Here is a 25362-nt window from a genome sequence, read left to right on the forward strand (position 1 = left end):
CGGACCCGGACACACAGGGCCGGGCGGGTTCCCCTCCGCTCATGGAGGAACCCGCCCGGCCCGGGGGTGCGCGCCGCCCCCGTCCCCACGGTGCGGCGCGGGCAGACCACCGGTCGGTCATCCCTGCGACCGGCGGCCCACGTTCAGGTGGCCCGATCCGAGGCGGTCAGGCCGAGCCCCGGAAGCAGCACGTTCTCGACGAAGCCGACCAGGTAGTCGGCGTCGGCGTCGCGCCCCTCCAGGACGGGGCGGCTGCGCATCACTCCGAAGAGCTGCGCGGCCAGGTACGGCAGCGCCGGATGGTCGGCGGCGATCTCGCCGCGCGCCACGGCCCGCTCCGTCATCGCCTTGATGGAGGCGAGCTCCGGCTCGATCAGCGCCTCGCGCAGCGCGCCCTTCAGCTCGCCGTCCTGCCGGACCGCGTGCCCGAGCGCCTGCATCAGCGCGGTGTCCGGCAGCGCCTGCGCCGCCGCGTTGCGTGCCGCGGCGACGAGGTCGCCCGCGAGGCTGCCGGTGTCGGCGGCGGAGAACTTCGTACAGCGTCCGGCCCGCAGCGCGGCGGCCACGAGCTGCGGTTTCGTCTTCCACTGACGGTACAGCGTGGACTTGCTGCAGCAGGCCTGGGCGGCGACGCCCTCCATGGTCAGCGCGTCGTACCCGTTCCTGCGCAGCTGGTCGAGGACCGCGTCGTAGAACTCCTGCGCCCGCTCGGGGGTGATCTTGGAACGGCGCGAGGCGGTCGGCACTGTCGCTGCCTCGGTGACCGGTTCCCGCGTCGTCATGACCCCACTCCTCGCTCGGCGGCTCGTGTCGATGAGATCACACCCTCTCATCGATACGCCAGTGTACCGGTACGCCAGCGTTTCGGTACACTGGCGTTTCGATGAGCGCGGTTCAGACCGCGTTCACCGTCGCGCCACAAGCGCACCCCGAACCACCACGCACCACCCAGTCGTCACGAAAAGGGGCCGGGGGATGAATTCCCTTACCGAGCCTGCCGCACCGGAGCCGGACAGCCGCACTGCCCGACCGCCCCTGGTCCGCGAGCTCCTGCTGGTCGTAGGACTCTTCCTCGTCTACAAGTTCGGCCGCCAGCTGGCCAACGGCCACACCGCCGAGGCGTTCCGCAACGCCGATCACGTGTGGAGCTTCGAGCGCGCCCTGGATCTGCCCGGCGAGGGCGCGGTCCAGAGCGTCCTGCTGCGCAGCGACGCCCTCGTGCACCTCGCGAACACCTATTACGCGACCGTGCACTTCCCGGCCACGCTCGCCCTGCTCGTCTTCCTGTACCTGCGCCGCCCGCGCCACTACGTGTGGACGCGGCGCGTGCTCGCCGCGCTGACGGCCGCGGCGCTCGCGCTGCACCTCACGTTCCCGCTGGCACCGCCCCGGATGCTGAAGGCCGCGCACCTCGTCGACACCGCGCAGGTCTACGGACCCTCGGTGTACGCCGCGAAGCCGGACACCGACACGATGGCCAACCAGTTCGCGGCCATGCCGTCGCTGCACTTCGGCTGGGCCCTGATGGTGGCGATCGGCCTGATCGTCGCCACGAAGTCGCGGTGGCGCTGGCTGTGGCTGCTGCACCCGCTGCTCACGCTCCTCGTGGTCGTCGGCACCGCGAACCACTACTGGCTCGACGCGCTCGTGGCGACGGCCCTGCTCGGTGTCGCCCTCGCGGTGATCCGGATGCCGCACATCGTCGGCGGCCCGCCCGCGATCCGGCGGCACCTGCTGCCCGCCCCGGCGAGCACGGTCGTACCGACCGCCGTCCCGGCGCACGGCACGCGGGAACCCGCGCCCTGGTCGCCCGCCGCCGCGTTCCGCACGCCGCCCGACTCGCTGTCCGCGTCGGACGTGCTGGCGCACATGCCGATCCGGATACCGGTACAGGTGTCCTCGACGCCGGGGTCCACCTCGGTGGCGACCGCCCCGCAGCCCGTCACGACGGGGGCCGGCCGATGAGCGCCACCCTGCTCGCCGTCGCGCTCTCCCTCGTCTCCGCCGTGGCGTACGCCGCGGCGGCGGTGGCCCAGGAACGGCTCGCCGCTCGCACCGCGGGCTCCGGACCGGGCCTGTGGCGGCTGCTCGGCACGGGCTCCTGGTGGTGGTCGGTCGTCCTCAACGCGGGCGCGGCCCTGCTGCACGTCGCCGCCCTCAAGTACGGGCCGCTCACGCTGGTGCAGCCGCTCGGCGCGCTCACGCTCGTCGCGGCCGTGCCGCTGGGTGCCCGGATCGCGGGGCGGCACGTCACGGCGGGCGAGTGGCGGGGCACGGCCCTGACGCTGGCCGGTCTGGGCGCGCTGCTCGTCACGGCGTCGGGGCCCGCCCCCGACGACACGCTCTCCCTGCCCGAGGCGCTCGCGGTGGCCGGAGCGACCGCCGCGCTCATCGGAGTGCTCTCGCGGCGCGGCGCGAAGCCGGGCCTGCGGCACGCGACCGCGTCCGGGCTCGCCTCGGGTGTCGCCTCGGCGCTCACCCAGACCGTGACCGTCGCGGCGACCGACCGCTCGGGACCCCTGCTCGCCCCGCAGGTGATCGTGGTGGCCCTGCTGGTCGCGGCCTTCGCCGCGGGCGGCCTGCTGCTGTCCCAGACCGCCTACCGCGGCGGGCTCGGCGCACCGCTGGCGATGGTGACCCTGGCGAACCCGGTGGCCGCGGCGGTCATCGGCCTGTCGCTGCTGGGCGAGCGGCTACAGGGCGGTGTCGCCGGGTTCGCGCTCGCGGCCGCGGGGGCGGTGCTGGCGGCGCGGGGCGTGGTGCTGCTGACCCGCAGCGCGACGCCGGCTCCCGAGGACCCGCACGCCGGCCTGATCGTCCTGGGGTCGATCCCTCCGCAGCCGGCCCAGGCCGCTCCCGCTCCGGCGGTCGAGGAGCGGGGTCCGGCACAGAGCCCCGTGGCCGTCGCCCCGTAAGAGCGAACAGCGCGGACCATCCGGATGCGACCTGATCCGCCGCACAGGCGCTAGCGGCGACGGATCCCGTCCAGGGCGAAGCCCAGCACCCGGTCCCGCTGCTCATCGTCCACGTAGGCGGCGCCGGTCACTCCCGACACCATCCGCAGCAGGTCGTCGAACGACAGGTCGTCGCGGACCTCCCCGGCCTCCTGCGCACGCCGCAGCAACGGCTCCCCCGCGTCGAGCATCGCGCGGCGGCAGGCGGTGAAGATGTCGGACTCCCCGCTGAGCGCTTCCCGGATGGCGCGCTTGGTGACCGTGTAGTCCACGAACCGGCGCAGCCAGGCGGCGAGGCCGTCCCAGGGCCCGGCGTCCACGAGCTCGTCCGCGAGCCGGCACAGCGCGTCGACCTCTTCGGCGTAGACCGTCTCGAACAGGGCGCGCCGCGTGGGGAAGTTGCGGTAGAGCGTGCCGATGCCGACGCCGGCCTGCCGGGCGATGTCCTCCAGCGAGGCGTCGGCGCCCTTCTCGGTGAAGGCCTGGCGCGCGGCGGCCAGCAGCGCGTCGAAATTGCGCCGGGCGTCCGCGCGGCGCGGGCGCTGCGCGACGACCACGCCTCCCACGCGTTCCCTGTCCGTCGTCATCCGTGCACCACGCCTCTCCACCTGAAGGGGAATCCGGGTTGAATCCGGAGGCACCCCTCCGCTATCGTGAATTAAGTCGAGGGGTGCCTCCACTTTAGCAGGGGCGCCCTCCGCCCTGCCGTACCCGAGTGACGCGACGAAGCGACGGCTCCGTACGGCAGATCCCCCGATCCTTTCAGCCCGCGCCCGTCCGCGGGCCACCCCCTCCTGCCGCCTTCCGCCCGGAGAGAGGCCCCTCGTGAACCGGAACAACCGCCTGACCTTCGCGGTGCTCGCCACCGGCGCCGGCGTGTTCTCGATGATGCAGTCGCTGGTCGCGCCCGCGCTGCCCACGATCCAGCACGCCCTGCACACCTCCCAGGCCACCTCGACCTGGGTCATGACGGCGTATCTGCTGTCCGCGTCCGTCTTCACCCCGATCCTCGGCCGGGTCGGCGACCTCGTCGGCAAGAAGCGCACCATGGTCGCCGCGCTCGCCGCCCTCACCGTGGGGTGCCTGCTCGCGGCGCTCGCGCCGAGCATCACCGTCCTCATCGTCGCCCGCGTCGTCCAGGGCATCGGCGGCGCGCTCTTCCCCCTCTCGTTCGGGATCATCCGCGACGAGTTCCCCGCGCGGCGGGTCAGCCCCAGCATCAGCAACCTGTCCGCCGTGATCGCGGCGGGCGGCGGGGTCGGCATCGTCGCCGCCGGGCCGATCGTCGGCGCGCTCGACTACCGCTGGCTGTTCTGGCTGCCCGCCGCGGTCGTCGCCCTGACCGCCCTGATAGCCCTGCGCTACGTGCCCGAGTCGCCCCACCGCGGTTCCGGGCAGGTCAACTGGCTCGGCGCCGTGCTGCTGTCCGGCTGGCTCGTCGCGCTCCTGCTGCCCGTCAGCCAGGCCACGTCCTGGGGCTGGGGCTCGCTGAAGGTGGTCGGGCTGCTGGCCGCCGCCGTGCTCCTCTTCACCGCCTGGCTGCTCGCCGAGGCCCGCTCGAAGAGTCCGCTCATCGATCTGCGGGTGATGCGGCTGCCCGCCGTGTGGACCACGAACACCGCGGCGCTGCTGTTCGGCGCCGGCATGTACGCGGTCTGGTCGTTCCTGCCGGGCTTCCTGCAGACCCCGTCCGCGGCGGGCTACGGCTTCGGCTCCAGCGTGACCGGCGCCGGTCTGCTGATGCTGCCGATGCTCGTCGCGATGTTCCTCGCGGGCGTGCTGAGCGGCCGCCTCGAACCCTCCGTCGGCGCCAAGGCCCTGCTCACCACGGGGGCCGCGCTCGGCGCGGCGTCCTGCGCGATGTTCGCCCTGTGGCACGGGCAGCAGTGGCAGATCGCGGTGGCGGCCGGGGTGTTCGGCCTCGGCATCGGCCTGGCCTTCGCCTCCATGGCGAACCTGATCGTGCAGAACGTGCCGGCGGCCCAGACCGGCGCGGCCACCGGCATGAACGCCAACATCCGCACCATCGGCGGCTCGATCGGCGCGGCCCTGATGACCAGCCTGGTCACCGGCACGCTCCAGCCCTCGGGCGTTCCCTACGAGTCCGGCTACACGCACGGCTTCACCCTGCTGGCCTGCCTGTGCCTGGCGGCGGCGCTGGCCGCGCTGCTGGTCCCGGCCGGCCGCCGGGCCCTGGTCACCCGGGTGACGGCGACGGCCGAGCGGGAAGCGCCTCAGCCGCAGACGGCCTCCCGGTGACGGCGACGGGGCGGACCGTCCGGCCCGCCCCGTCGCCCGGGATCACCCGAAGGTCCGGTCACCCGAAGCCGCGCGAGTCCTGCTTCAGCGCGGTGTCCACCGTCAGAGCCGTGGCCACGACCAGGCTCAGCAGCGGCTCGGGCAGCTGGAAGTGGATCTGCAGCACGTAGTTGTCCGCGGTCGTGAACATCGTCTTGGCGAGGCCCTCCCACGTCTTCGTGATGCGGGCGACCTCGGTGTCCGTGTGGTCGACGATCGCGAAGTTCCAGGCACGCCAGTTCTCCGCCTTGATCGCGCCGACCTGCTGGCCGTTCACGTTCATCGCGAAGTTGATCTTGCCGATCATGTTCTGCTGGACGATCTCACCGACCGGCGAGCCGTCCGGGCGCTCCACGACGACCCGCGACTTCATGAACTTCGCGGGGCGCGTGAGCACCAGCTGCGGCTGGCCGTAGGCGTCCCGGATCTCCAGCTTGTGGGTCATGAACTGGTCGACGCTGGAGACGAACCGCAGCGCCTTCTTCAGACTGCTCTGGCCGATCTCGGTGACCGAGCCCAGCTGGTTGCCGTTCTGATCCATGACGCTGTACTCGTTCGTCAGCTCGATCAGCTTGGCCTTCTGGTTCACCACCAGCACCGGCTCGGTGAACAGCGAGCCGCCGCCCTGACCGGTCGGCGCGACCCCGGCCTGCTGCTGCACCTGGCGCTGCACCCGGCCCGCGTCCGCGTTCTGCTGCGCCTGGGCGCCGTAGGCCTGCTGCTGCCCGTACCCGGCGAACTGTCCCTGCGCGGGCTGTTGCACCGGCTGGGCCTGCGGCTGCTGCGCCTGCTGCGGCACCTGCCCCGCGGCGGGCGCCTGCTGGGCGGGCGCATGGCCCTGGGCGTGCGTGTGCTCGGTCCACTGGGAACCGTCCCACCACCGCAGGGTCTGGGGAGTCCCCTGCGGATCCGGGTACCAGCCAGCAGGGGTGTTCGATTGCGTGGTCACCGGGGCACACTATCGCGACGCCCCAGGAATACATCCAGGTCGCACCAGTGTGATGTGTGCCCCTCCGCCCCTGATGTCGCAGGGGCGGAGGGGCACACGGGGCTCACGCGGTCGCGATGGCCGGGTCGCTCACGCCGGCCTGCCCGTTCTCGACGTGCCCGGCCAGGCGGCGCAGGTACCCGGCGTTGCCCTCCAGGACGACCTTCAGGTCGTACCAGCGCTTGGTGCCGCGCAGGTCGACGGTCTGCTCGGCGGTCGCCCCGGCGCGCACCGTGTACGTCTGCGGCTGGCCGCCGTAGGCGTTGGTGACCGTGAGGTGGACGTCGGCGGTGGTCGGGTTCTTCAGGGTCAGCTTCAGATTGCCCGTACCGCCGTCGTGGCGGGCGGTCACCTCCGGCTCGGCGACCTTGTTGTTGCCCTTGAAGGCACGCAGGAAGCCGTTCGGGCCGTGTGCGGTGAGGTCGTAACCGCCGCCGGAATACGCCGAGTTCCAGCTGTCGGCGATCGACTTGGCGGCCTCGGCCGTGTAGGTCCACGGCCCGTCGGTGCGGCTTTGGGAGCGGACCTGGAAGGCCGCGCCCTTCTTGTCGCCGCCGCTGAACGTCAGCTTGTACTTGCCCGTCGCGACGTCCTGCGCACCGTCGACGTAGGGCGCGTACCCGAGCGGGCGGCTGGGCCGCGAGCCCGCCTCCTGCTTGGGCAGCGCGCCCTGCGCGGGCGGCTTCGGCACATAGCTGTCGTGCCGGTCGCGGTCCGGCGGCTCGTAGCCCGCGGTGTCGGGCAGGTCCGCCGGGTCGGTGACCTTGAGGGAGAAGTCGAAGGCCGAGGTGAGGTCGCCGCAGATGGCGCGGCGCCACGGCGAGATGTTGGTCTCCTTCACCCCGAACCGGTTCTCCATGAAGCGGATGATCGACGTGTGGTCGAAGGTCTCCGAGCACACGTACCCGCCCGTGGACCACGGCGAGACGACGATCATCGGCACACGCTGCCCGAGCCCGTAGGGGCCCGCGGCGCGGGTGCCGCCCGGGTAGTAGTCGAGCTTCGTGTCGACGGTCGACAGGCCCTGGTTCGCCGAGGCCGGGGCGTACGGCGGCACGACGTGGTCGAAGTAGCCGTCGTTCTCGTCGTACGTGATGAACAGGGCCGTTCTGCTCCACACATCGGGGTTCGAGGTGAGGGCGTCGAGGACCTGCGAGATGTACCAGGCACCGTAGTTCGCGGGCCAGTTGGGGTGCTCGGAGAACGCCTCGGGCGCCGCGATCCAGGAGATCTTCGGCAGCTTGCCCGCCTTGACGTCGGCCTTGAGGACGTCGAAGTACCCGTCGCCCGCCTTGGCGTTCGTGCCGGTGCGGGCCTTCTCGTAGAGGGCGTCGCCGGGCTTGGCGTTGCGGTAGGTGTTGAAGTACAGCAGCGAGTTGTCGCCGTAGTTGCCGCGGTAGGCGTCGTCGATCCAGCCCCAGCCGCCGGCGGCGTCGAGGCCGTCGCCGATGTCCTGGTAGACCTTCCAGGAGACGCCCGCCTGCTCCAGGCGCTCGGCGTACGTCGTCCAGCCGTAGCCCGCTTCCTCGTTGCCCAGGACCGGGCCGCCGCCGGTGCCGTCGTTGCCGACGTGGCCGGTGAGCATGTAGTAGCGGTTCGGGTCGGTCGCGCCGATGAACGAGCAGTGGTAGTCGTCGCAGACGGTGAACTTGTCGGCGAGCGCGTAGTGGAACGGGATGTCCTGCCGTGTCAGGTAGGCCATCGTGCCGGTGCCCTTGGCGGCGATCCAGTTGTCGTACTTGCCGCTGTTGAAGGCGCTGTGGCCGCCCGCCCAGTCGTGGTCGAGGCCCGCGATGAACTGCATGCCGAGGTCGTCGGCGTCCGGGTGGTAGGGCAGGGTCTCCTTGCCGCCACTGGACTGGTTCCACACCGGCTTGCCGCTGGGCAGCGTCACCGGACGCGGGTCGCCGAAGCCGCGGACGCCCTTCATCGACCCGAAGTAGTGGTCGAAGGAACGGTTCTCCTGCATGAGCACGACGATGTGCTCGATGTCCTGGACCGTGCCGCTGCGGCGCGCGGCGGGGATCGCGGCGGCGCGGTCGATGGAGCCGGACAGCGCCGTGAAGGCGGCGGTTCCTCCGGCGATCTGGAGGAAGCGGCGGCGATTGAGTTCCGTCATGGGTGTGGGGGTCTCCTGTTGCTTCGATGGTGGTCGGTCCACGAAGAGGGGCAACGGGGAGTGTTCAAGATGACCGGGGCCGAAGGAAAGGGGGCCGAAGTGACAGTCGCGCAAAATGTGCGCGGCTGATGCGCGACGTCACCACCGGCGCGTCACCGCACGTCGTGCCACATCTTCCGCTCCGCCGGCCGGGGATCGGCTTCGGTGCGGCAGGCGCCGTCGTCGAACACCATCGTCGCCCGCTCCCCCGCCGGGTCGTACGCGGCCCAGCCCGGGTCCCCGGTCGCGGCGAAGGAGACCCAGGCGGCGTGCACGGTGCGGGCCAGTCCGGCCGGGGCGTCCTTGCCCGCCATCGGCAGGTAGTCGGGGTCGTCGAGCAGGTCGAAGACGAAGCCGAGCTCGAGGGCGTGGCAGGCGCCGAGCTCGCCGTCGAACTGCGGGGAGCGCCAGGCGAACTCGTAGACGTGCGTCCCGGGGACGGACTCGGCCAGCCGGAGGGCCGGGACGCGCCAGAACCAGTCGGTGACGATCGCGCCGAGCAGTTCGCCGGGGCTCGCGCCGGGGCGGGCCGTCCGGTACCCGTCCAGGTCCGCGCCGTAGGCATCGGCGCCCCGGCGCAGCCGCTCCTGCGTGATGGTGTCGAAGCGTCCGGTCGGCACCATGTACAGCCGGTTCTCCTCGGTGTTGGAGCCGACGAGGAGGTCGACGCCGAGCTCGGGTCCCGGCAGCCGGAGCCGCTCGGCGACCGGCTCGAAGACCATGCCGTTGAGCGCCGCGTCGCCCCACACCGCCGGATCGGGCCGCCGCGCGAAGTCGTCCCTCAGCCCGGCCTGGGCGTCGATCAGTTCGGGCAGGGGAACGGCCGCGAACGCCTCGGCGGTGTACGGGACGCCCAGCCGCGCCGCCATCCGCTCCCCGATCCGGCGCGCCGTGTCCGGCCGGACGAAGTGGTGACAGGCCCCGCTCTGCAGCACGGCCCGCCGGAACAGACCACGGGCGCCCGGTTCCGCGAGCAGCTGTCCGATGGCCACCGCGCCCGCCGACTCGCCGAAGACGGTGACGCGGTCGGGGTCGCCGCCGAACGCGGCGATGTTGTCGCGCACCCATTCCAGGGCGGCGATCTGGTCGAGCAGACCGCGGTTGTCCGGGGCGCCGGGCAGGTGCAGGAAACCGTCCGTGCCCAGCCGGTAGTTGACGCCGACGAAGACGACGCCGTCGCGGGCGAACGTCTCGCCGCGGTATCCGGAGGAGTTCGCGGAGCCGTTGGAGAAGGAGCCGCCGTGCAGCCACACCATGACGGGCAGGCGGGCGCCAGGACCCGGCTCCGGGGTCCAGATGTTGAGGTTGAGGCACTCCTCGCCCGGCAGGGACGTCTCCGGGATGAGCGCGTCGAAGGGCGGTGTGTACGGGGCCTTGGGCGCGGTGGGACCGTACGCGGTGGCGTCGCGCACCCCGGACCACGGTGCGGCGGGTGCGGGTGCGGCGAACCGGAGCGGCCCGAACGGCGCGGCGGCGTACGGCACTCCGAGGAACGCGCTGATCCCGTGCTCGGTGCGGCCGCGCACGGCGCCCTGCCGGGTGGTGCACTCGGGGGATGCGTCGGTCATGCGGTGGGGCTCCCTCGGTCGGACGGTCGAGCGCGGCGGCGCCGGACCACGTGAGGCGATCGCGGGCCCGGCGGCAGGCACCACCCTCTCTCGTACCGTGCCGGCCGCCCTCGCGTAAAGATCATGGACGTGTCGGGTCCGCCACGCGGTCAGTCGCCGGCCGCGCGCACGCCGTCCTCCCCCGGCGTCCCGCCCGCCCGCTCGCCCGGTCCCGCCCCGGACGGGTCCAGCGGCTCTCCCGCGAGCCACTGCGCCACGGCCCGGCCGATGGGCTGCCCGGTCTCGATCTCCACGAAGCCGAACTGCCCGGACTGGTTGCACTCCAGGAACCACCAGATCCCGTCGGCGTCCTCGGCGAAGTCGAAGGCCCCGTACGCCAGTCGGGAGCGGGTGAGGTAGGCGTGCACGGCGTCCGCGACGCGTCGCGGCACGCTCACCGGGCGCCAGGGACCGGCGGTGGGGTCGAAGCGGACGTCCACCACCTCGTCGGCGTCGTCCGGCCCGCTCTTCGCCCGTGCGGCGAACATCCGGTCGCCCACGCAGGTGAGGCGGATGTCGGCGGTCTTGCGCACCCTGCGCTGCAGCAGCGTCGGACCGTGCGCCACGTCCCGGTAGTCCTCGTCGGGCCGCACCCGGGTGGTGGGCACGGCGAGCCCGCCGTCGCCGGGATGGGCGCCGGACACCGGCTTGACGACCAGGTCGGGGTAGCGCGCGGCGAACTCCCGCGCGACCCGCGGGAACGTGGTGATCAGCGTGGCCGGCACCGGCAGTCCGCAGGTCCGCGCCAGCCATAACTGCCAGGGCTTGTGCCGGGCCTGGCGGGCGGCGTCGGGATGGTTCATCCACCGCGCGTCGGTGCAGCGGAGCATCCCGTACAGCGCTTGCGAGGCCTCCTCCGTGAGCCAGGCCGAGGCGGCCTTGGACCGCGCGGCGGGCGCGCCGGGTCTGCGCACCCAGATGGAGCGCAGCCCGCCCATGCTGACCACGCGGCCGCCGACGGAGAGGTGGCCCTGGAACACGCCGTGCGCGTACTCGCCGGACACGTCGACGCCGCCGGGCAGTTCGGCCGGGTCGAGGCGGAGGACCGGGATTCCCCTGGCGTTCAATTCGACGACCGCCATGTCGGCGGTCACATCCTGTTCGCTCGTCAGGATCAGCACCGTCATTTGCGGCGGCCGTTCAGTCGTCGAAATGGGTTTTGGAACCGGCTGTGGACGTGGTGGCCGCGCATTGTCGCAACACAGCGTAGTCGCGTGCGGCCACTCCGCCGTCAGGCAGCAGATTCAACTGCAGTGCGGAGTCGTATGTGTACGGCGCGCTGACCTCGGTCTCTCGCGCGGGGCGAGCGTAGTTCAGGGCGAACGGTCGCATGTGTACTCCTAGTTGGGGGGCGCACCAAGTCAAGCGCATGGTGACTCTCCGGCGTCGCTCTCCTGAGGAAATTTTCAGATTCTCTCTGTAGAACGCGTCACACCCGCGGAGGAGTTGCTTCCGCACCACGGGGCATGACGCGGCGTCGGGCATGGAAAAGGGGCGGCTTTTCGGGCCGCCCCTTCCCAATACCGCCTTTACAAGCCTTTACACGTCCTTACGGCGTCCTCCACCGATGAGCCGGGCGATGCCGGGGTGCTCTTTGGTGTAGCCGTCGACCAGACGGTCGGCGACCGCCACGGAGTCGACGAGCGGGTGCAGCGCGAACGCCTTCACGGCGGTGGCGCGCGAGCCCGACTCGGCGGCGGAGAGCACCTCGCGCTCCACGGCCTTGACCGTGGTGACCAGGCCGGTGGCGTGCGGCGGCAGCGGGTCGACGGCGACGGGGTGGGCGCCGTTGGCGTCCACCAGGCAGGGCGCCTCGATGACGGCGTCCGCGTCCAGCGCCGACAGGGTGCGCCGGTTGCGGACGTTGAGGATGAGCGTGGCGCGTTCGTCGCGGGCGATGGCCCGCATCAGGGCGAGGGCCACCTTCTCGTAGCCGCCCGACTCCTCCAGGTCGGCGGCGTCCCGCTCGCCCGCGCCGGAGGCCTCCCGGTTGTGCGCCATGTACGTGGCCTCGCGCTCGGCGCGGGTGCGGTCCCAGCTCGCGAAGGAGGGGTCGGCGTAGAACGCGGACTGCTGGTCGGCGAGGAAGGCGCCCCGGGTACGCCCGGCCTCCCGGTAGGCGCGGACGGTCTCGCGGTTGAAGTAGTAGTAGTGCAGGTACTCGTTGGGGATCGCGTCGAGCGAGCGCAGCCACCGGGTGCCGAACAGACGGCCCTCCTCGAAGGAGCCGAGCAGCTTCTCGTCCGCGAGCAGGCGCGGCAGTTCGTCCCGGCCGTTCACCCGGAGCCCGCGCAGCCAGCCCAGGTGGTTGAGGCCGACGTAGTCGATCCACGCGTCGGCCGGGTCCACGCCGAGCACCCGGGCGACACGGCGGCCGAGGCCGACGGGCGAGTCGCAGATGCCGATCACCCGGTCGCCCAGGTACCGGGACATGGCCTCGGTGACCAGGCCGGCCGGGTTGGTGAAGTTGATGACCCAGGCGTCGGGGGCCACTTCCCTGACCCGGCGCGCGATGTGCGTGGCCACGGGCACGGTGCGCAGCCCGTACGCGATGCCGCCGGCGCCGACCGTCTCCTGTCCCAGCACGCCCTCGTCCAGGGCGACGCGTTCGTCCGCGGCCCGGCCCGCCAGGCCGCCGACCCGGATCGCGGAGAACACGAAGTCGGCGCCGCGCAGCGCCTCGTCGAGATCGGTCGTCGCGCGCACGGCGGGCGCGTCGGGCACCGCGGTGGCTTGTTCCTGCAGTACTCCGGTGATGGCCCGCAGCCGGTCCGTGTCGACATCGTGCAGCGTGACCTCGGTGACCCGGCCCGGCGCGTGATCGCCGAGCAGCGCTCCGTACACGAGGGGCACCCGGAATCCGCCACCGCCGAGAATCGTCAGCCTCATGCCGCGATCGTAGGGCAGCCTGGTCCCCGACCCGATCTTCGACCGGCGGAGGCCCCCCATGAACCGGCGCACGAGACGCCAACTCCTCTCCCTCACCGCACTGACGGGCGCGCTGGCGCTCGGCGCGGGCACCGCGTCGGCCACGGCCGCGCCCGCGTGGACCGAGACCGGCACGACCCACGTGAACTCGCTGACCGGCAGTCAGGGCCTGGCGAGCCGCGCCGACGGCTCGCTCGTGCACCGGGGGCTCGCGTCCATCCCGGTGTCCCTGCGGATAGCGGGCTGGTCCCACGTCGGCGACCCGGACGTGGCGGGCGGCTACACCTTCGACGCGTACCAGGGCGGTGACGACGCGACGAAGAAGATGTTCGCGGCGACGGCCCCGGACGGCAAGCGCACCACATACGAACACGCCTTGGATCAGGGCGAGTTGCTCAACAACTCGTTCGCCGCCGTGTCGCCCGACCAGCAGTGGCTGGTGTCCGGCGAATGGGGCACCATGAACCGGCTCCAGGTCTTCCCCACGCCGGTGCTGAACCCGACCGCGCCCGCCCCCGGCACGAACCTCCCGCAGGCCGGGCAGATCACCCTCGACAAGCCCGTCGAGAACATCCAGGGCTGCGACTTCACCGACGCCACGCATCTGCTGTGCTCGTCCGACGACGCGACGAAGGAGGTGCTGGAGGTCGCGCTGGACCGCCCGCTCGACGGGAAGCCGGTCACGGGTCACGTCACGACGGCGTTCGCCATCCCGCAGCGCAGCGTCTGCTCGGGTGCGTTCGAGGCGGAGGGCATCGACTACGACGCCGCGCGCGGCACCCTGCGCGTCGCGGTCGTGCCGCCCGCGCCGTGCCTGGTGACGACGGCCGTGATCGCGTACCGGCACTCCTGAGGTGGGCGGTGGCGGGGTTCGGGGGATGATCGCGATCACGACAGATCGCGCGTTCCCCCTCCCCGCCCCCTGGGTCACTGCTACTGACGCTTGCTCACATGCGCGACCACGCTCATCCCCGCAGCGAAGACGAACGCCAGGACGCCTCCACCGGACACGGCCGCCTTCAACGGCGGCTGTCCGAGAGCGGCGAAGCCGATGCCGACGATGAGCCCCATGACCACGGAGATCAGGCTGACGACGACCACGTGGTAGACACGGTGGTCACAGGTCGGCGTAGCGACAGAGATCGGCGTGGTGACAGAGGTCGACGTGGTGGCAGACAAAGAAGGCCCTCCCATGCTTGTCGGAGCGCCGCTGTCTGCATCGGGGCGGGAGTGATCCCACCGCCGGATCGACCTCGGCGTCGCCGCCCGGTGGGGCGTCGCAACAGGAGAGCGCCGGCCAGGCGCCCCTATTGGTTCTCTGTCACCACATGGTGGTGGTCGGCCGTCTGCACCGATGCACCTCGTCTCTCAGGTCTCGTCAACCAGCCACATAGTAGCCATGCCCTCTGACATCAGAGCCAGTTGGTGGGGCGAGCGAGGGGCGCCGGGCTCTGCGCACCGGCTCGCTTCAGGGCATGACCTCACGGGCGCCAGAAGCTGCGCCGGTCCGCGTCGTAGCTTCGCTCGTATCGTTCACGCATGGCCCGGTCGCGCCGGTACTCCACGTACTCCGGATCGTCGCCGCGCCACAGTCGGTCCCTGCGGCAGTAGCGGCAGATGCCGTAGATCAGAGCGGCCGCGGCCAGCCACAGGATGGGCTTCACGAAGCCGAGCCCGACCAGGATCACGAAGACGACGAGCAGGGCAGGTATCACGTTGTTCCCCTAACGGGGTTGTCCGCCGCGCCTCTTGTCGAGGATCGGCGGGTCCGGCCTCTCCCGTCCGGGGAGGCCGGACTGCTCGGTTCGATCGACGCCGGATCAGCGGCGCATGGTCTCGTTGTCTTCGCGGCTGCCGCTCTTGGCCAGACCACGGCTGATCACATAACCGATGGTCAGCAGGGTGACGTACAGCCATGCCCGGTCGGCGGGGAAACGGTCCACACCGTTCGCGCCGTCACCGACCGCCCAGGAGGCGATGAGAACGGCGATCACGGATGCGACGTAGGCGAAGAACTCTGAAGTCTTGAACGAGGGTTTCGTCTCCGCCGAAGTACGAGGTGCCGTGTGCGTGTCCCGCATCGGGCCGGATTCCGAGTACCCAGGGGACGAAGCTGCGGTCATCGTGTGTCTTCTTCCTGGATCGAGATGCCGGACGACATCTGTGTGAGCAGGCGCGTACCCGAGGCATGGGCATCGGAACGCGCCGGCGCGCGCGCCCTTTCACCTCCCGCGCTCCTTGGCCATCTGCCAGGGAGGCCACAGAGGAGGCTGCGCCAGGCGGAGCCGTATCAGGCGGCCCGGGTGGTCCCGGGTGCCGGTGGGGCCGTGCGGCAGCGCGCATTCCGGCCAGAACCACACGCTTGGCGCCCGGGACACCGGGCTCACGCCGACAGTTGCAGTACGTCTGTGTGGATGACGGCACGATGACAACTGCGTCGGCCCGTACGCGAGCGGGGACGTGCCGGGGAACGGGCCTGGATCATGACAGACACCGCCGGCGTCCGCCCTGTTCACCCACTGCGCCAGCTCCTCGCCGCCTCCGTCGGCAACGCCGTGCTGACCTCGCTCGAAGGGGCTTGCAGGCCACGTTTCTGATGAATTCGGAGACCAGGACGACCAGATGACTTTGCGCAGCGCGCGGCGCGATAGAAATTCTCGCGTGCGTATGTTGCGCAGCACTTCGAAGCGGATGGCTACTAGACACCTTCCGCATCTAGCATACCGGCAAGGCCCCGGACCTCCCGCCTGCCCACCCCTCTGGATATCCACGCGGATCTCATGAGTGCGAAAGCAGAGCCGGGTGGAGCGGATTGCGCACGTGCCTTTCGTCTTACCCACGCCCAATGATCCCGAGGGGTTTCCGTGACAGAACGAAACACACTCATGCGCACGGCCCACGACCTCGGTCTGGCTGCTTGGTTCGGCGGCTCTTTGATGGGAGCAGTCGGACTCAACGGGGCCGCGAAGGAAGAGGGCGTCACAGAGTTCGGCATCGCACGGATCGCGTCCGTCGGCTGGGCCAAGTGGACGCCCCTGGGCGCGGCCGCGATCGGATCGCATCTGGTGGGTGGCGCCGGGTTGCTGCTCGCCAACAGCGGGCGTGTCAACAGGCAGCGTTGCGTTGCTGCTGCGACTGCCGCCAAGACCCTGCTGACCGGCGGGGCACTCGCCGCCACCGCCTACACACGGATCCTGGGCAAGAAGGTCGACCTGGCCTCCTCGCGGAAGGAAGAAGGCCAAGAGACGGCCGAGGAGATCCCGGTCGGCGTTCACCAGGCGCAGAAGCAACTGGCCGTCATGCAGTGGGTGGTTCCCGCACTGACGGCCGGTCTGATCGCCATGAACGCTCTCATGGGTGAGCAGCAGCGACCGTCCCAGCAGAGTGCCGGAGTGCTGCGTCGGGCGCTCACTCTCAACGACAGGCCGTAGCGTTCGGTTCCGCCCGCCCGGACAGTGCCGCGTGGAATTCAGTCGGAATTCGACCAGGGTCATTCACGCCCGCCGAGGGGGCGCGGATCCTGGTCGAACGAAACGAACCAAGCCCCCTTTCCTCGAAATCCGGCATCCGACAGAAGGCAGGTTGCATCCGCCCTGCTCTCTACGCCCTCTCGCAATCTGCATTTCTTCCAGAACGCAGGGGAGCAGGGGAGATCGGTAAATTCGACAGGTCCGTCTCCGTGTGGCTGACGTGACGTATGCCCCGGTACGTATCCGCCGCGCGGGTCCACCTGCGCGGCGACGCCCAGCACGCCCTCAGGTCTCGTCCATACGCCGCTTGTCCCGCTCGTTCCACGCCCGCGTGTCCCGGGGGTCGGTGTACGGCTCGGCCTCGGCGGGGTGGCCGCCGGCGATGGCGCGTTGACGTGCGGTCTCGGCGTCGAACTCGAGGCCCAGCAGAATGGCCAGGTTGCTGATCCACAGCCAGACGAGGAAGACGATGACGCCTGCCATCGTGCCGTAGGTCTTGTTGTACGAGGCGAAGTTCGCCACGTAGAACGCGAACCCCGCGGAAGCGGCCAGCCAGAGCAGCAGGGCCAGGCAGCTGCCCGGAGTGATCCACCGGAAGCCCTTGACCTTCGCGTTCGGTGCCGCCCAGTACAGGATCGCGATCATGATCGTGACCAGGACGACGAGGACGGGCCACTTGGCGATCCCCCACACCGTCAGGGCACTGTCGCCGACGCCCAGCGCACTGCCGGCCTGGCGGGCCACGCCACCGGTGAAGACGACGATGAGCGCGCTGGCCGCCGCCAGCAGCATCAGGATCACGGTCACGCCGACGCGCAGGGGAAGCACCTTCCACGCCGGACGGCCCTCGGGCACGTCGTAGACGGCGTTGGCGCTACGGATGAACGCCGCGACGTAGCCGGAGGCCGACCACACGGCCAGCACGAGGCCGACGATCGCCAGAACGGAGCCGGTGCCGCTGTTGCCCTGCAGATCCTCGACGGCGCGCGTGATGATGTCGCGCGCCGAACCGGGTGTGAGCTGTTTGAGATGGGACAGCACCTCGTCCGTGGTGGACCTGCCGGTGATGCCCAGCAGTGAGACCAGAACGAGCAGGGCCGGGAAGAGAGCCAGTACGCCGTAGTACGTCAACGCGGCTGCCCGGTCGGCGAGTTCGTCTTCCTTGAACTCCCTCAGGCTGCCCTTGAGCACCGCGCCCCAGGACCGCCTCGGCAAGTCGGTCGGGCTGTCCGGTGCCTTCCGTTCCACTTCCTCGCCGGGCCCGAACCGCTCAGCATCAGGCGCCGGTGTCCGTTCGCCGGCCGCGGGAACCGCAGCGTCGTGCGTGCGGCGCTCATGACGGTCGTTCCCATGTTCCTTCGGGTCGCCCATACGCCGGCGGGTAGCCGCTTCGTTCCGGGCCATGCCTGCGACATCCAGAAATCACCCGGCGTCTCCGTTCAGCCTGAAGGCGGGCTGGAGGCCTGCGCCCGGGCAGATGGAGAGCCGTGATGCCGTCGAGGCGGAGGCCGATCCCGGCGAGGAACTGCCGTCGCCCGGGACAGGTGGCAGGACCTCTCCGACACCATGCCGAGCCACGTCTCGTAGGAGGTGTCCATGCCGCGGGCTACCGGGCGGGGACGACGGCAGGATGTCGACTGCCTCAACCCGCGCGTGAACAGGGACGTTCCTGGGGACGGGACAGGATCATGGCAGAGACCACCACGACCGTCACGCGCCCTGTTCACCCGGTCCGCCAGCTCTTCGCCGCCTCCGTCGGCAACGCAGTGCAGTGGTACGACTGGTTCTCTTGCACGGGCACGCCTGCACCCTACGTGGACGCGCCCGACCTGCAAACCTTCAGGTCAGCATGGAAATGTGAGCGAGTCTTGATGTGCAGGTACCGCAAGGTGCCGTCACTTCTGGCCGCCTCCATGCTGACCCTTTGCCGACTTTCATGACGCCACGTCAGGTTCTTGAGGCAGCGAGGCGCAGGCCGCGCCAATCGTGCATGCTCAGGGGGTGGACGGACCCGCCACCCGTTACGACGTGGGCAAATCGACCAAACGCCCCGAATCCATCGCCGAATGTAATCAACTCAAAACTCATGAACCACAAAAAACAAGCTGAGCGACGGTTGAGCCACCGCGCTGGGCCGGTGGTGTGGCGCCCGGCCCAGCCCACGATCCTGCAGGAGGTTGTCATGCGCTCCCACTGTGGCTCATGAACTCAAAGCGTGACGTCCACACCGGCGGAGCGGCACTCACAGCACGCTGGTTCAGCAGAGTTTTGGATCATCCCTTGCAGAACGGGCTGGTGGTGGTGTTGCCACCGTCTTGCGGGGTGTACGCGACGGTGCACGGGTCTACGCCTGCACCGCGCAGCGCGGTTTGCGCTGCATGCGTCTGTTCTGCTCCGAGTCGAGGGGTGCGGGAGAGCACAAAGCCGCTTCGGCGCTTGGAGTCGGTGACGACGGCCCACTGATAGTGGGTATCGAGGCCAACCACAATGTAATTGGCGTCCTGGCCGTGCGCGTAGCGACCGTTCAGCCCCAGGAAGGAGACGTTCAGGCGCGCACCGCTTGTGTCCAAGGGCTTTGCGTCTCCCTTCACTGAACTGGTGAGACCGAAGTACGACGTGCAGCTGTTTTTCACGGAGACCGTGCCGGCTTCCGTGAGCGCGTACCTGGCCGTCGAGTTCTTCAGACACTGAGCCTCGTACGGCGCGGGCACAGCGGCGACCTGGTACCACTTGCCGGTGTACCTGGCCACATCGACGCTCGCTACGGGCGCAGGCTCAGACTGGTCTTGCGTTGCGGCCATTGCGGGAGTTGCTGCCAGGGCGGCCGTTCCTGCCAAAGCAACAACGGCACATGCCATGGCGCGGCGCACTCGGGAAGGGTCAGTCACAGTTGTCCTCCGGGTGGGGCTCTGTCGAAGCGTCAGTTCGCAATCCGTTCTGCCACCGACACTGCAGCGGATGCACCCGTCCAGATCTGAACATCAGTTTCATCCTGGCCGAAGCCCACGTACAGACAGACCGTGTGGGGACGCTTCGCAACAGATAGCTGAGAACCTCGCACGAGCCGCCAGGGGCCACTGTCCGGCCCGCTGTCGACAGGTCCGCGCGATCGGCACACACCTGGCAGGCGTCTGCCTGAAGCTGCCAGGACACATTCAGTCCCGCTACCTGCACCGCGCGGCCGGTCTCAGAAGGCCGCGCCGGCCACCGCGGCCCTGTCCGACTCCTCGCAGCGCAGCTGGGGCAACTACGGTTCCTGGTACGACATCACGCTGCTCCTGCGCAACCCCATGGCGCAGGAGCGGACAGTGCAGATCACCTTCGGCTCCAACATCACCGGGGCGACCGACGTACCCGGCGACACATGGAACGGGGCGCTGGGCCTGTCGATCGACCGGGCTCCAGAGCAGGTACGGACGGTGTACGTGCGGCCCACGGCGCCCCGCGACACGCTCTCGGCGCTGACGCTGCCACCGCACGGTAGGCGCGAGATCCGGATGCGCTTCATCGTGCCAGGGCTGATCAGCGCCGGCTCCCAACTGCTGCTGGAGAGCGTGTAGGTAGGGCACGCGGCTGTGGCGCGAGCTGGGATCGGCCCGCGCCACAGCGGTGACTCGACGGTTCAGCAGGCGGACGGCGTCCCGTCGTAGAGCCCGGAGTCGGCGCGGCCGTTGGTGACGCTGCGCAGGTAGTAGCCGCAGTTGGGGCGCTGGGCGAAGTCAAACGTGGCACCCGGCTTCAGGTGCCAGATTTTGAAGCCCTGGTAGGTGAGCGGCTGTCCTGCGGCGGCCTTTTCCGGCTGGTGGTCGGCGAGGACGATGTAGGCGTCGGCGCCGTAGAGGGTGGCCTTGCCCTGTGGATCCAGGTAGAGGGAGCCGCCGCCTTCGTTCACGCCCACGCCCCAGGCCTTGCCCTGCCCCGTCAGGCCGTCTTTCACCGCACGCGCGGTGAAGGACATCAGGCGGCCCATGCGGTCGCGGGCGACGAAGTGGGAGTCGTTGATCGTGTCTGCGTAGTGCGGCCAGGAGAACATGCCGGTGGTGAAGGTGGCGTACGAGTCGTAGGGATCGGCGAGGGCCTCGCTGCTGGTGATGCTGCCCCGGCAGGCGTCATAGACGACGGAGCTGTTGATGTGGGTGCCGGCGCTGCCGCCGCCGGCGCCGCCGCCCTTGGCGACGACGGACTTGACCGACGCCTGCAGGCTGGTGCCCTTCCACGCCGCGTAGCGGCACTGGTCACCGCCGGCGAAGTAGACGAACTCGGCGTTGCGGATGTCCTGGTTCACCTGTGCGTTGTTGCCGTCGGACGCGGCGGTGAGGGTCCAGCTCGTACACGAGTTGACGCCCGCGAGGCGCATCACGGCGTCGCATTCGGGGGTGGCGCTGCCGGACGAAGGGGCCGAGCCTGCCAGGACCACGACGTCGAGGCTGCCGGTTGCGCCGCGGATGGTGTCGATCGCCCGGCCCATCGACGCTGCCACGACGCCACCGTCGCCGTTCATGGTGAAGGCCGGACCGGACCAAGTGCTGCGGCTGACGTCGCTGGAGCTGCCCAGACGGACCCGGTCGGCCCGCGCCGCGGCGGGCGGTGCCGCCAGCCCGGCGACGGTCAGGGCGAGAACCGAGGCGAGCAGCGCCGAGCGCAGCGCACCACGGGTGAGGGAGAGGGGTTTCACGGAGTCTCCTTCCGCTCACGCCTCTTGGCCCGGCGTGAGTACGCCGACCACACCTTGAGGCGGACTCGGAACATACAAGCAGCGAAAGATTGGCGCTATATGTAATTCCAGGTTTGCCCTGCCGCGACCTCGAAGCGCCCGTCATTGCAGCACTGAGCTCGCTTTTCATGGGATTCGTACGGGTCGCCGCGTTGTGTTACCCGAACGTAACGATCGATACATCTACCCATGCAAGGGCGCAGGATGTAACTTCCCTGCTCGAAGGACCCGACGGCTCCGCCGCAAGCGAAGAGGAACCCTCCGTGACTCCCAGATCCGCATCACGCCCCCTCGTCCTGGCTGCTACCAGCGCAGTGCTCGTCTGCCTCCTAGGCGCCTGCGACAGCGCCTCGGACGGCCCGGCCTCCAAGGCCCCTGCATCCCTGAAGATCGCCGGGGTCACGGTCAAGAAGAACGCAGAGCTGCACGCGGCTTTGCCGGACGCGGTCAAGAAGTCCGGCACGGTACGCGTGGCGACCGACGTCCCCTACGCACCCTTCGAGATGTTCGTGAAGGAGGGCGGAAGCGAACTCACCGGCCTGGACTACGACTTGGGCCAGGCGCTGGGCGCGCGGCTGGGAGTGGTCTTCAAGTTCACCCCGCAGAAGTTCGACGGGATCGTGCCGGCCATCCAGGCGGGCAAGTTCGACGCCGCCATGTCGGCGATCACCGACAACAAGGAGCGTCAGCAAGTCGTCGACTTCGTTGACTACTCGCAGTCCGGCTCCGGCATCCTCGTGGCGAAGGGCAACCCGCAGAAGATCACGACTCTGCACGACCTGTGTGGCCGCCCCGTCGCCGTGCAGGCGGCCACCAACCAGCTGAAGCTCCTCAAGGCGCACCAGCAGGAGTGCGCCAAGGCCGGCGGCAAGCAGATCAAGATCCAGACGTTCCCGAAGGACTCCGACGCCCAACTGGCCCTGCGCTCGGGCAAGGTCGACGCCGATGTCCTGACCAAGCCCGCTGCCGGCTGGACCGCGAAGACCGCCGACGCGGGCAAGGCCTTCGACCTGGTCGAGGATCCCAAGGCCCCGGGCGGCTACAACGCTTCCCCCAACGGCATCGCCGTATCCAAGAAGCTGCCGCAGCTGACCGACGCCGTCCAGAAGGCGCTGCAGTCCCTGATCGACGACGGCACCGTCAAGAAGATCTACGCCAAGTACGGCGTCGCGTCGATCGCCCTGAAGAGCGCCACGAAGAACGCGGCGGTGGACTGATCATGACCACCGCCTCCGTCACCGCGGGCAGCTCCCGCACCGACGTCCCGCCCCCCGGCGAACCGCAGATCGTGCCGGTCCGGCACTGGGGCCGCTGGATCGCCGCGCTCGCCGCTCTGCTGGCCGTCGGCGGCCTCATCGGTTCGCTCGCCCGCAACGCCAACCTGCACTGGGACATCGTCGGCGACTACCTCTTCGAGGGGCTGATCTTCGACGGCCTGGTCACCACACTGTGGCTGACCGCGGCCGCGATGGCGCTCGGCCTGGTGCTCGGCACTCTGCTCGCCGTGCTCCGCCTGTCGCAGAACCCGGTGCTGTACGGCCTGTCGACCCTGTTCGTCTGGATCTTCAGGGGCACGCCACTGCTCGTCCAGATCATCTTCTGGGGATACGCCGCCGCTCTCTACAAGAAGGTGCTCATCGGTATCCCGTTCACCGACATCACCTTCTTCAGCGGGGACACCAACGCCCTTCTCACCCCCTCGGTCGCCGCACTGCTGGCGCTCGGTCTCAACGAGGCCGCCTACGCGAGCGAGATCGTGCGCGCCGGCATCCAGTCCGTCGATCCGGGACAGACCGAGGCCGCCCACTCGCTCGGCATGCGGCCGGCTCTGACCATGCGCCGGATCGTGCTGCCGCAGGCGATGCGCGTCATCATCCCGCCGATGGGCAACGAGACCATCAACATGCTCAAGATGACCGCCCTGGTCTCCGTGATCGCAGCACACGACCTGATGTCGAACATCCAGGATGTGTACGCGCAGAACTACCAGGTCATCCCGATGCTCATGGTCGCCAGCCTCTGGTACCTGGCGCTGGTCAGCCTGCTCAGTCTGCCGCAGGCCTGGCTGGAGCGGCGCTATGGCCGCGGCCAGTCCGCCGGCCGCACCTCGCCGCTGGCCCGCCTGTTCTCCACCGGCGCGCTCGCCCGCAAACCGGCGGCCGCGCAGGCTGACTCGCACAAGACCACGAAGGACCCCGCATGACCACCGCCTCACAGACCGCTCACGGCCTCACGCACACGACAGCCGAGCCGATGGTGCGCGCCGAAGGGGTCCGCAAGAGCTTCGGCCGCCTGGAGGTACTCAAGGGCATCGACCTGACCGTGCAACCCGGCCAGGTGTGCTGCCTGCTCGGCCCCTCCGGATCAGGAAAGTCGACCTTCCTGCGCTGCATCAACCACCTCGAGAAGATCGACGGCGGCCGTCTCACCGTGGACGGCGTGCCCGTCGGCTACCGCGAACGCAACGGCCGACTGTACGAGTTGCGCGAACGCGAGGCGGCCGAGCACCGGCGCTCCATCGGCATGGTGTTCCAGCGCTTCAACCTCTTCCCGCATCTGACCGCCCTGGAGAACGTGACCGAAGCCCCGGTGCGGGTGGCCCGCCGCCAGCGGGCGCAGGTCCGCGAGGAGGCCATGGAACTGCTCGACCGGGTCGGCCTCGCCGACCGGGCTCATCACCACCCCGCCCAGTTGTCCGGCGGGCAGCAACAGCGTGTCGCGATCGCCCGGGCGCTGGCCATGAAGCCGCGTCTCATGCTGTTCGACGAGCCGACCTCCGCGCTCGATCCGGAGTTGGTGGGTGACGTGCTGGACGTCATGCGTTCCCTCGCCGAGGACGGAATGACCATGGTGGTCGTCACCCACGAGATCGGCTTCGCACGCGAGGTGGCCGACACCGCCGTCTTCATGGACGACGGCCTCGTGGTGGAAGCAGGCGATCCGCGGGACGTTCTGACCCGGCCCCAGCAGGAGCGCACCCGCGCCTTCCTGTCGAAGGTCCTGTGAGCGCCCCGGTCGCCGGCCGTCCCACCACGGACAGTCTGCTGGCACACACCCGCACGTCCCTCCCCCGCTATCTCGACGAACTGGCACAGCTCGTCGCCGTGGACTCCGGCTCCTACAGCGCCGACGGCATCAACCGTGTGGCCGACTGGGTCGAGGGCCGCATGTACCGACTCGGCTTCGCCGTCGAGCGACTGTCCGGAGGAACGCTGCCGACTGGCCAGCAGGCCGGGGATGTCCTCGTGGCCCGTCGCGCGGGTGCGCTGGCGCATGTGGACGGCGCGCGCCGCATCCTTCTGGCCGGCCACATGGACACCGTGTTCGACGACGGAACCGCCGCCGTGCGCCCGTTCACCGTGGACGGCGATCGCGCGCACGGCCCCGGGGTCAGTGACGACAAGGGGGGACTTCTCGCCGGGATCCACGCCGTCGAGACGCTCGACGCACTCGGCTTCGACCAGTACGCGGAACTCATTCTGCTGGCCACCCCTGACGAGGAGATCGGGTCACCCGTCAGCCGCGCAGTGACCGAGGCAACGGCCTCGCTAGCGGACTGCGCTCTCGCGCTGGAATGCGCGCGCGAGAACGGCGATCTGGTCATCGCGCGCAAGGGGGTGGCGGATCTACGGGTGACGGTCACCGGGCGCGCCGCGCATGCCGGAATCGAGCCGGAGCGCGGCGCCCACGCTGCGCTGGCTGCGGCGCATCTCGTGGTCGCCCTGCAGGACCTCAATGGCAGGTTCCCTGACGTGAGCGTCAACGTCGGTGTGGTGCGGGCCGGTTCACGCCCCAACATCGTGCCCGCCGAGGCCGAGCTGCATGTGGAGATCCGGTCCTCGAGCGCGGACTCTCTGCACAACTGCCGCCAGGCGGTGGAGGACTTGACCCGCAGGCCTTCAGTTGCCGGCACGCGGGCCGCGGTCGAAGTGACGGACGTATGCCCGCCGATGGAAGCCACTGATCAGGTCCGCCGCCTCGCCGAATCGGCGCTGCGTCTGGGCGCGGTCCTCGGTCTGACCGTGGGCGCGGCGGCGACCGGCGGCGTCGGCGACGCAAACGTCATCGCCGGGACCGGCACCCCGGTCCTGGACGGGCTGGGCCCCATCGGAGGCGGCGACCACAGCCCTGCTGAATGGCTGGACGTGTCCTCCGTGCCCGGCCGCATCGCCCTGCTGGCCGCGCTCATCATCGAGCTGGGCGATGCCCACGGCCACTCGTCCACGTAACAACCGCCTGAGTCCG

At 70.1% G+C, this 25362-nt stretch carries 24 protein-coding genes; 10 read left to right on the forward strand and 14 right to left on the reverse strand.

Annotation, left to right across the window (positions count from 1 at the left end; translation table 11 throughout):
- Positions 1–143: 143 nt before the first annotated feature.
- Positions 144–782: a TetR/AcrR family transcriptional regulator gene (locus ACQUQD_RS06995; RefSeq protein ID WP_428951081.1), complete on the reverse strand. Its 639-nt coding sequence runs from the start codon at positions 780–782 to the stop codon at positions 144–146.
- Between the two features lie 193 nt (positions 783–975).
- Here ACQUQD_RS06995 and ACQUQD_RS07000 point away from each other — a divergent pair, with 193 nt between their 5' ends.
- Positions 976–1965, forward strand: a complete 990-nt coding sequence (locus ACQUQD_RS07000; RefSeq protein WP_428951082.1) for a phosphatase PAP2 family protein — start codon at positions 976–978, stop codon at positions 1963–1965.
- Positions 1962–2915: a DMT family transporter gene (locus ACQUQD_RS07005; RefSeq protein ID WP_428951083.1), complete on the forward strand. Its 954-nt coding sequence runs from the start codon at positions 1962–1964 to the stop codon at positions 2913–2915. The genes ACQUQD_RS07000 and ACQUQD_RS07005 overlap by 4 nt, the downstream gene beginning before the upstream one ends.
- Positions 2916–2965: 50 nt before the next feature.
- Here the strand turns inward: ACQUQD_RS07005 and ACQUQD_RS07010 are convergent, their stop codons facing one another.
- Positions 2966–3541 (reverse strand): TetR/AcrR family transcriptional regulator, encoded by a 576-nt coding sequence (locus tag ACQUQD_RS07010; protein ID WP_428951084.1) that lies wholly within the window; start codon positions 3539–3541, stop codon positions 2966–2968.
- A 298-nt stretch (positions 3542–3839) separates the two neighbouring features.
- On the opposite strand from ACQUQD_RS07010, the gene ACQUQD_RS07015 reads away from it, so the two are divergent.
- On the forward strand, positions 3840–5213 hold the full coding sequence (locus tag ACQUQD_RS07015; protein WP_428957473.1) for an MFS transporter: 1374 nt from the start codon (positions 3840–3842) through the stop codon (positions 5211–5213).
- A 58-nt stretch (positions 5214–5271) separates the two neighbouring features.
- On the opposite strand, the gene ACQUQD_RS07020 is transcribed toward ACQUQD_RS07015, so the two are convergent.
- From ACQUQD_RS07020 to ACQUQD_RS07045, 6 genes are all read right to left on the reverse strand, one after another.
- Positions 5272–6201: a phospholipid scramblase-related protein gene (locus tag ACQUQD_RS07020; RefSeq protein ID WP_428951085.1), complete on the reverse strand. Its 930-nt coding sequence runs from the start codon at positions 6199–6201 to the stop codon at positions 5272–5274.
- A 103-nt stretch (positions 6202–6304) separates the two neighbouring features.
- Positions 6305–8359 carry a phosphocholine-specific phospholipase C gene (locus ACQUQD_RS07025; protein ID WP_428951086.1) on the reverse strand — a complete coding sequence of 685 codons (2055 nt, stop codon included), beginning with the start codon at positions 8357–8359 and terminating at the stop codon, positions 6305–6307.
- A gap of 152 nt (positions 8360–8511) precedes the next feature.
- A complete protein-coding gene (locus ACQUQD_RS07030; protein WP_428951087.1) occupies positions 8512–9966 on the reverse strand; it encodes a carboxylesterase/lipase family protein in 1455 nt (484 codons plus the stop codon).
- Between the two features lie 149 nt (positions 9967–10115).
- Positions 10116–11132, reverse strand: a complete 1017-nt coding sequence (tgmB, locus tag ACQUQD_RS07035; protein ID WP_428951088.1) for an ATP-grasp ribosomal peptide maturase — start codon at positions 11130–11132, stop codon at positions 10116–10118.
- A 13-nt stretch (positions 11133–11145) separates the two neighbouring features.
- Positions 11146–11337, reverse strand: a complete 192-nt coding sequence (gene tgmA / locus ACQUQD_RS07040; RefSeq protein WP_428951089.1) for a putative ATP-grasp-modified RiPP — start codon at positions 11335–11337, stop codon at positions 11146–11148.
- A 207-nt stretch (positions 11338–11544) separates the two neighbouring features.
- Positions 11545–12894 carry a 6-phospho-beta-glucosidase gene (locus ACQUQD_RS07045; RefSeq protein ID WP_428951090.1) on the reverse strand — a complete coding sequence of 450 codons (1350 nt, stop codon included), beginning with the start codon at positions 12892–12894 and terminating at the stop codon, positions 11545–11547.
- Between the two features lie 58 nt (positions 12895–12952).
- On the opposite strand from ACQUQD_RS07045, the gene ACQUQD_RS07050 reads away from it, so the two are divergent.
- Entirely contained in the window at positions 12953–13786 is an 834-nt protein-coding gene (locus ACQUQD_RS07050) for a hypothetical protein (RefSeq protein WP_428951091.1), read from the forward strand.
- An 80-nt stretch (positions 13787–13866) separates the two neighbouring features.
- Here ACQUQD_RS07050 and ACQUQD_RS07055 read toward each other — a convergent pair whose 3' ends face one another.
- The 3 genes from ACQUQD_RS07055 to ACQUQD_RS07065 all read right to left on the reverse strand — a co-directional run bounded on the left by ACQUQD_RS07055 (position 13867) and on the right by ACQUQD_RS07065 (position 15056).
- Positions 13867–14112 (reverse strand): hypothetical protein, encoded by a 246-nt coding sequence (locus ACQUQD_RS07055; RefSeq protein WP_428951092.1) that lies wholly within the window; start codon positions 14110–14112, stop codon positions 13867–13869.
- 302 nt (positions 14113–14414) lie between these two features.
- On the reverse strand, positions 14415–14648 hold the full coding sequence (locus tag ACQUQD_RS07060; protein WP_428951093.1) for a hypothetical protein: 234 nt from the start codon (positions 14646–14648) through the stop codon (positions 14415–14417).
- Between the two features lie 105 nt (positions 14649–14753).
- Positions 14754–15056, reverse strand: a complete 303-nt coding sequence (locus ACQUQD_RS07065) for a hypothetical protein (protein ID WP_428951095.1) — start codon at positions 15054–15056, stop codon at positions 14754–14756.
- Between the two features lie 741 nt (positions 15057–15797).
- Here ACQUQD_RS07065 and ACQUQD_RS07070 point away from each other — a divergent pair.
- Positions 15798–16364 (forward strand): hypothetical protein, encoded by a 567-nt coding sequence (locus ACQUQD_RS07070; protein WP_428951096.1) that lies wholly within the window; start codon positions 15798–15800, stop codon positions 16362–16364.
- Positions 16365–16688: 324 nt separating this feature from the next.
- On the opposite strand, the gene ACQUQD_RS07075 is transcribed toward ACQUQD_RS07070, so the two are convergent.
- Both ACQUQD_RS07075 and ACQUQD_RS07080 read right to left on the reverse strand, forming a co-directional pair.
- Positions 16689–17774 carry a YihY/virulence factor BrkB family protein gene (locus ACQUQD_RS07075; protein ID WP_428951097.1) on the reverse strand — a complete coding sequence of 362 codons (1086 nt, stop codon included), beginning with the start codon at positions 17772–17774 and terminating at the stop codon, positions 16689–16691.
- 902 nt (positions 17775–18676) lie between these two features.
- The gene (locus tag ACQUQD_RS07080) at positions 18677–19273 is read right to left on the reverse strand and encodes a lipocalin family protein (RefSeq protein WP_428951098.1); all 597 of its coding nucleotides are present in this window, start codon (positions 19271–19273) and stop codon (positions 18677–18679) included.
- A 261-nt stretch (positions 19274–19534) separates the two neighbouring features.
- On the opposite strand from ACQUQD_RS07080, the gene ACQUQD_RS07085 reads away from it, so the two are divergent.
- Positions 19535–19963, forward strand: coding sequence for a DUF3370 family protein (locus ACQUQD_RS07085; RefSeq protein ID WP_428957474.1), 429 nt, complete (start codon positions 19535–19537; stop codon positions 19961–19963).
- A gap of 62 nt (positions 19964–20025) precedes the next feature.
- Here the strand turns inward: ACQUQD_RS07085 and ACQUQD_RS07090 are convergent, their stop codons facing one another.
- Positions 20026–21078: a hypothetical protein gene (locus ACQUQD_RS07090; RefSeq protein WP_428951099.1), complete on the reverse strand. Its 1053-nt coding sequence runs from the start codon at positions 21076–21078 to the stop codon at positions 20026–20028.
- A gap of 302 nt (positions 21079–21380) precedes the next feature.
- Between ACQUQD_RS07090 and ACQUQD_RS07095 the strand changes: the two genes are divergently transcribed.
- From ACQUQD_RS07095 to ACQUQD_RS07110, 4 genes are read left to right on the forward strand one after another with little or no spacing between them, the layout of a single operon-like run.
- Positions 21381–22334 (forward strand): ABC transporter substrate-binding protein, encoded by a 954-nt coding sequence (locus ACQUQD_RS07095; protein ID WP_428951100.1) that lies wholly within the window; start codon positions 21381–21383, stop codon positions 22332–22334.
- Positions 22335–22336: 2 nt separating this feature from the next.
- Positions 22337–23320, forward strand: coding sequence for an amino acid ABC transporter permease (locus ACQUQD_RS07100; protein WP_428951101.1), 984 nt, complete (start codon positions 22337–22339; stop codon positions 23318–23320).
- A gap of 50 nt (positions 23321–23370) precedes the next feature.
- The gene (locus ACQUQD_RS07105; RefSeq protein WP_428957475.1) at positions 23371–24123 is read left to right on the forward strand and encodes an amino acid ABC transporter ATP-binding protein; all 753 of its coding nucleotides are present in this window, start codon (positions 23371–23373) and stop codon (positions 24121–24123) included.
- Positions 24120–25346, forward strand: a complete 1227-nt coding sequence (locus ACQUQD_RS07110; RefSeq protein WP_428951102.1) for a M20 family metallopeptidase — start codon at positions 24120–24122, stop codon at positions 25344–25346. Before ACQUQD_RS07105 ends, ACQUQD_RS07110 begins: the two co-directional genes overlap by 4 nt.
- Positions 25347–25362 lie beyond the last annotated feature (16 nt).

Origin of the sequence: Streptomyces sp. cg35, assembly GCF_050410835.1 — a bacterium.
GTDB lineage: Bacteria > Actinomycetota > Actinomycetes > Streptomycetales > Streptomycetaceae > Streptomyces.